Below are 6600 nucleotides of genomic sequence, written 5' to 3'. Positions count from 1 at the left end.
TGCGAAGAGGCCGGTAATAACACCCACATAGGTGGTGGTTTCTCCGGCCTCTTCGCAGCACAAGGCTGCTCCTACAAAAGCCATGCTAATTGCACCTGCAGCTTTATCACTGCATGAAGCCTTCCATGAAGTCTGCAAGCGAGCTGGCCAGGCGCCGCCTCCAAGGCGCGCTGGCGGGGTTGGCGAGGGTTCGGTCCTCGTGCACGAAGCTTTGGATGATCGCGTTGTAGCCCAGCCAACGGCAGGGCTCGGCCGGCCAGGTGGCCAGGCTCGACAGCGGACGGTTGTCGAGCACCCAGGGTTGTGCGGTCAGTGCGTTGTGCTGGTTGAGAATCAGCGCAGCCAGGGTGCGCCCGCCGAGGTTGGTGGCACCGACGCCTTCGCCGCCGTAGCCGCCGGCCAGGGCAATACCGCGTTGGCGGTCGCACAGCATGTGCGGGCGGAAGCGCCGGGCCATGCCCAGGTTGCCGCCCCAGGAATGGGTGATGCGCACATGCTTGAGCTGGGGGAACAGCTCGCTGAATAGGTAGCGGCGCAGGTCAACTTCGGCATCGGTCAGGGTGAAGTCTTCGCGTAGCCGGCCACCGAAGCGGTAGCCGCCGCGGGCGCCGAACACCAGGCGATTGTCGGCCGTGCGCTGGCCATAGGTAACCTGGCGGCTGCTTTCGCTGAACGCCTGGCCCTGGCTCAGGCCGATCTGCTCCCAGGTCGATTCCGGCAGTGGCTCGGTGGCCACCAGCAGGCTCTGCACTGGCAGTTGATGCTTGCCCAGCGGTGGCAGGCTGGCGGCGTAACCTTCCACAGCGGGCACCGTCCACTGGCAGCGGATGCGTGCCAGCGGGGTACGCACTTCACCCGGCTGCCAGTCGATGGCAGGGGTGTTCTCGTAAATCGGCACGCCGAGGTTTTCTACCGCCCGGGCCAGGCCGCGCGCCAGCTTGGCCGGCTGGATCGTTGCAGTGTGCGGGCTGTAGATCGCACCGTAGGCGTTGCTGACCCGCAACTGGGCGTCCAGCTGCTCGGGGCGCAGCCAGCGGTAGTCATCCTCGGTCATGCCCTGGCGATAGAGGTCGTCCAGGTAGGCGCGCAGGCTGCGCTCCTGCTCGGGGTAGCGGGCAGCGCAATACAGCACGCCACCTTTGCGGTAGTCGCAGTCGATGGCTTCGCGTTGCAGCACGGCGTGCACTTCATCGGGAATGCCGTGCAGCAGGTCGATGCTGGCACGGCGTTGTTGCGGCGACAGGCTGGCCAGCAGGCGGTCCTCGCCGAGCAGGTTGCCCATCAGCCAGCCGCCATTGCGCCCGGAGGCGCCGAAGCCGGCGATGTTGGCCTCGATCACCGCGATGTTCAGCTGTGGCACCTGGCGCTTGAGGTAGTACGCGGTCCACAGGCCGGTATAACCGGCGCCGATGATGCACACGTCAACGTCGAGGTCATCGCGCAGTGCCGGGCGCGCGTGCAGCGGCTCGTCGAGCTGGTCCATCCACAGGCTGAGCGTGCGCAGGGGTTGCATCGGGTTCGGCTCCACATCGGTCAAGGTCTGTGGGCGATCCTAGTGCTGTCAGCCAGCGGCTGTCTTACGTGCGTGCACGCAGAGAAATTTGCTTGAGGTAGGCCTTGGGCGTGAGTCCGGTGTTTTCGCGGAAGCACTTGTAGAACGCCGACAGCGAATTGAAGCCCGCGCTGAATGCCAGATCGTCGATCGGAGCCTGGGCAGTGTCGTCGTCCAGGCTGGCCATCAGGTGCTGCAGGCGCGCCTGGTTGACGTAGCGGTAGAAGCTTTGGCCCAGCACCTGGTTGAGCAGGTAGGAGATCTGGTTGCGGCTGTAGCCGCTGGCATCGGCGACCTGTTGCAGGTCCAGTTCCGGGTCGAGGTAGGGGCGTTGACGCTGAAAGTAGTGCTCAAGGTCCTGGGCCATGGTCGACAGCTGGCGCGGCGAAAGCCCGAGGCGGCTGGTGGCCGGTCGCGGGCCGGCGTTGGTCAGGCCCTTACCCTGTTGTCGCACCAGCGTGGCGTATTCGTTGACCCGCCAGATCAGGCCATCCTTGACGGTGATGGCCTCGCTGGACTGGAACGCGACCAGGCCTTCGCCGCCTTGCACGGTGACTTGGTACTGGATGAAAGCTGTGCAGCCATCGACGCGAATACGGTCGCTGTGGACGATATCTTCACCCGCCTCACGTGGCAGGCTGGCGCGCACATAGTCGCGCAGGCCGTTGAAGCCGAGCACGCGGTTCTGGAAGAAGTCGTGGTACCGCACGTCTGGGTGATACAGCGCAATGACGCCGTCGAGGTCGCGGTGCTTCCAGCACAGGTGATAGCGCATCACGGTTTCGGCGGTGATGGGCGTCTGTTCGGGGCCGTCGGCAGGGGGGGTAGAACGCATTGGCAAATAGTGCCGGTGGCAGTGGCGGTAGGCAAGCCAGTGGGCGCGGCCAGAAGACATTGCATAAACCCTGAGCCTGTACGAGCAAACCGGGTGTTTTGCACGACTCCAGGAAACGTGTTTGAGCTAACCCGTTGATTCGCTTGAAAGTCATTTTTTGACACATGTGGCACGGCCTCTGCACCGATCATCACGCGACTGGTCCCGATGCTCACAATAAAGGCGAAAAACCATGATCCCCTCTGCCGAATATCCGTATGTCGATTCCCAGAATCGTTCAGGCGTGTCCTGGGCGGCCATCTTCGCGGGTGCCGCTGCTGCTGCCGCGCTGTCTTTGATCCTTGTGGTGCTCGGTGCGGGGCTTGGCTTTGCCGCCACTTCGCCCTGGGCAGATGAAGGCGCCAGCGCCCAGACCTTGGGCGTGTCGGCGATCATCTGGTTGTTGTTGACGCAGATTCTCGCTTCAGGCCTGGGCGGCTATATCGCCGGCCGGCTGCGGGTGAAGTGGGCCAATCTGCATGGCGATGAAGTGTATTTCCGCGACACGGCCCATGGCTTCCTCGCCTGGGCAGTGGCCACGCTGGTTGCGGCCATGCTGATCGTTGGCACCGTCGGTGGTTTGGCCGGTGCGGGCGTGCAGGCCGGGGCGACGGCGGTTGGGGCGGCTGCGAGCATGGCGCCCAAGCCTGATGCCAATGGTTACTTCGTCGACAGCCTGTTCCGTAGCGATGGCCCGGCAGCGGTCAGCGACGATGCTGCCAATGGCGTAGCGGCGCGCATCCTGGCCAAGTCCATCGCGCAGGGTGGCACGCTGGCTGAAGGTGACCGCGCGTATCTCGCGCAATTGGTGGCCCAGCGTACCCGCTTGAGCCAGGCGGAAGCCGAAGCACGGGTAGATGAAGTGTACGCCCAAGTGCAGCAGGCCAAGGTGCAGGCAAAACAGGCGGCTGATACGGCGGCCAAAGTGGCGGCCTGGACCGCGCTGTGGACCTTCGTTGCGCTGCTCTGCGGTGCGTTCTTTGCCAGCCTGGCTGCGTTGTTCGGTGGCCGTCAGCGTGATCGCGTGCTGTGGCTGGAAGGCGAAGGCGTGGGCTACACGACCCATCGAAGCATTCAACGTTAAGGAAGGAGAAACAACATGCGCTCATTACTGCTGTGGATGCTTGGGGTACCGATTCCGGTGATCATCCTGATCGCGATATTCATGCATTGAGACGATGGGGCCGCTTTGCGGCCCTTCGCGGGGCAAGCCCGCTCCCACAGATCTCACACTGTTCTTGAGGGCAGTGTGATACCTGTGGGAGCGGGCTTGCCCCGCGAAGAATGTCACACCGACCTAGAGAAATTGCTCTGCATAATGGCAGGCAACTTGCCGGGTTCCCACTTGCCTGAAGGCCGGCACTTCAACAGCACACCGCTCCGTCGCATACGGGCAACGCTTGTGAAACGCGCAGCCATCCGGCGGGTTCAACGGGTTGGGTAATTCCCCCGCAATGCGAATCTTAGGCTTCAACGGGTCTGGATGAATCGCCGGCGTTGCCGACAGCAATGCCTGGGTATAAGGGTGCAGCGGCTTCTCGTAGATATCCGCCTTCGGCCCCATCTCCGCCGGCCGCCCCAGGTACATCACCAACACCTGATCCGCCACATGCCGCACCACCGCCAGGTTGTGCGAGATGAACACGTAAGCGGTGTTGAACTCCTTCTGCAGGTCCATGAACAGGTTCAGCACCTGTGCCTGGATCGACACGTCGAGTGCAGAGGTCGGCTCGTCCGCCACCAACACCTTGGGCTGCAGCATCATGGCCCGGGCCAGGGCGATACGTTGGCGCTGCCCCCCCGAAAACATGTGCGGGTAGCGCTGGTAGTGCTCGGGTCGCAGGCCGACCTGCTCCATCATCTTCTGCACTTTCTCGCGCCGCTCGGCCTTGCTCAGCGAGGTGTTGATCAGCAAAGGCTCGGCCAGTTGGTCGCCGATCTTCTGGCGCGGGTTCAGCGAGGCATACGGGCTTTGGAAGACCATCTGCACATCGCGGCGCAGTTGCTTGCGCTCGGCCTTGCTGGCGCCTGTGACCTCGGTGCCGGCGATCTGCAGCGAGCCGGAGGAGGGCTCTTCGATCAGGGTCAGGGCACGGGCCAGGGTCGATTTGCCACAGCCGGATTCACCGACCACAGCCAGGGTCTTGCCGGCCTCCAGCTCGAACGATACGCCATTGAGCGCACGCACCAGGGCATGGCCCTTGAACAGGCCGCGGGATACTTCGTAATGGCGAGTCAGCTCGCGGGCAGTAAGTACGACGGCCATCACGCCACCTCCTGGTTCAGCGGGTAGAAGCAACGCACCAGGCTGTGTGCCTGGGGGGCGAGGGGCGGGCGCTGTTGCCGGCAGTTGTCCTGCACGTACGGGCAACGCGGCGACAGCAAGCAACCTTGTGGCCGGTCGTAACGGCCAGGGACGATGCCGGGCAGGGTGGCCAGGCGCTCGGCGCCCAGGCTGTGCTCGGGGATCGCCGCCAGCAGGGCTTCGCTGTAGGGGTGTGCGGGGACGTCGAACAGCTCGGGCACCTGGCCCACTTCTACCGCTTGCCCGGCGTACATCACACACACGCGGCGGGCGGTTTCAGCCACTACGGCCAGGTCATGGGTAATGAGAATGAGCGCCATGTTGCGCTCTTTCTGCAGGTTGACCAGCAGCTCCATGATCTGCGCCTGGATGGTCACGTCGAGGGCGGTGGTGGGTTCGTCGGCGATCAGCAGCTTGGGTTCGCCGGCAATCGCCATGGCGATCGCCACGCGCTGGCTCATGCCGCCAGACAGCTGGTGCGGATACGCGTCCAGGCGGCTTTCCGCGGCGGGGATTTCGACCTTTTTCAACAGTTCCAGGGCCCGCTGGCGCGCAGCCTTGCCCTTCAGGCCCAGGTGCTGGCGCAGCACTTCTTCAATCTGGTAGCCCACGGTGAAACTCGGGTTGAGCGCGGTCATCGGGTCCTGGAAGACCATGGCGATGTCCTTGCCCACCACCTTGCGCCGCTGGCGGCCGCTGAGCTTGAGCATGTCGGTGCCGTTGAACGTCATGGTATCGGCGGTGATGCGCCCGGGGGCGTCGATCAGGCCCATCAGGGCCATCATGGTCACGGATTTGCCCGAGCCAGACTCGCCGACGATGGCCAGGATCTCACCGGCATCCACGGCCAGGTCCAGGCCGTCCACCACCGGTACTGCATGGGCGTCGCCGAAGCGCACATTGAGGTTGTTGATCTGCAACAGTGACATGGCGTTCTCCTCAGGCGGCGTTCTTGAGTTTCGGGTCCAGCGCATCGCGCAGTCCGTCGCCCATCAGGTTGATTGCCAGCACGCTGAGCAGAATGGTCACCCCCGGCAGGCTCACCACCCACCAGGCCCGCTCGATGTAGTCGCGGGCCGAGGCCAGCATGGTGCCCCACTCGGGAGTGGGCGGTTGCACGCCCAGGCCGAGGAAGCCCAGGGCCGCGGCGTCGAGGATCGCCGAGGAGAAACTCAAGGTGGCCTGCACGATCAGCGGCGCCATGCAGTTGGGCAGCACGGTGACGAACATCAGCCGCGGCAAGCTGGCACCGGCCAGGCGGGCGGCGGTGACGTAGTCGCGGTTGAGTTCGCCCATTACCGCGGCGCGGGTCAGGCGCACATAGGCAGGCAACGAGACGATGGCGATGGCGATCACGGTGTTGATCAGGCCAGGGCCGAGGATGGCGACGATGGCCACGGCCAGCAGCAGGGAGGGCAGGGCCAGCATCACGTCCATCAGGCGCATGATCGAGGGGCCGAGGAAGTTCGGGAAGAAGCCGGCCAGCAGGCCCAGCAGAATCCCTGGGATCAGCGACATCACCACCGACGACAGGCCGATCAGCAATGACAGCCGGGCGCCCTGGATCAAGCGCGACAGCAGGTCGCGGCCCAGTTCGTCGGTGCCGAGGATGAACTGCCAGGTACCGCCTTCGAGCCACACCGGCGGGGTCAGCAGGAAGTCGCGGTACTGCTCGCTCGGGTCATGCGGTGCGACCCAAGGGGCGAACAGGGCGCAGAACACCACCAGGCACATGAAGGCCAGGCCCATCACCGCGCCTTTGTTGCGCGAGAAGGCGTGCCAGAATTCCTTGTACGGCGAGGGGTAGAGCAGGCTTTGGTCCACCGGGCTGGCCGGTGCGACGGATTTTGCAATCGGGCTAGTCATGGC

6 protein-coding genes are annotated in these 6600 nt (G+C 64.4%); 1 reads left to right on the top strand and 5 read right to left on the bottom strand.

The genetic code is table 11. The features are described 5' to 3' along the window. Positions 1-106: 106 nt before the first annotated feature. Positions 107-1513 (bottom strand): FAD-binding oxidoreductase, encoded by a 1407-nt coding sequence (locus tag OO306_RS17185; protein ID WP_265969420.1) that lies wholly within the window; start codon positions 1511-1513, stop codon positions 107-109. 64 nt (positions 1514-1577) lie between these two features. Then, a complete protein-coding gene (locus tag OO306_RS17180; RefSeq protein WP_265969419.1) occupies positions 1578-2387 on the bottom strand; it encodes a nuclear transport factor 2 family protein in 810 nt (269 codons plus the stop codon). Positions 2388-2619: 232 nt separating this feature from the next. Between OO306_RS17180 and OO306_RS17175 the strand changes: the two genes are divergently transcribed. Continuing rightward, positions 2620-3510, top strand: a complete 891-nt coding sequence (locus tag OO306_RS17175) for a hypothetical protein (RefSeq protein ID WP_027595571.1) — start codon at positions 2620-2622, stop codon at positions 3508-3510. A 213-nt stretch (positions 3511-3723) separates the two neighbouring features. Here OO306_RS17175 and OO306_RS17170 read toward each other — a convergent pair whose 3' ends face one another. Genes OO306_RS17170 through OO306_RS17160 form a run of 3 tightly spaced genes read right to left on the bottom strand, consistent with a single transcriptional unit; the run spans position 3724 to position 6597 of the window. Further along, on the bottom strand, positions 3724-4692 hold the full coding sequence (locus tag OO306_RS17170) for a peptide ABC transporter ATP-binding protein (RefSeq protein ID WP_186675598.1): 969 nt from the start codon (positions 4690-4692) through the stop codon (positions 3724-3726). Continuing rightward, entirely contained in the window at positions 4692-5660 is a 969-nt protein-coding gene (locus OO306_RS17165) for an ABC transporter ATP-binding protein (RefSeq protein ID WP_027595573.1), read from the bottom strand. Before OO306_RS17165 ends, OO306_RS17170 begins: the two co-directional genes overlap by 1 nt. A 10-nt stretch (positions 5661-5670) precedes the next feature. After that, positions 5671-6597, bottom strand: a complete 927-nt coding sequence (locus OO306_RS17160; protein ID WP_099428383.1) for an ABC transporter permease subunit — start codon at positions 6595-6597, stop codon at positions 5671-5673. Between the last annotated feature and the right edge of the window lie 3 nt (positions 6598-6600).

The organism is Pseudomonas sp. DCB_AW, from assembly GCF_026240895.1.
Classification (GTDB): domain Bacteria; phylum Pseudomonadota; class Gammaproteobacteria; order Pseudomonadales; family Pseudomonadaceae; genus Aquipseudomonas; species Aquipseudomonas kermanshahensis.
This window is presented reverse-complemented; position numbering and strand designations above follow the sequence as displayed.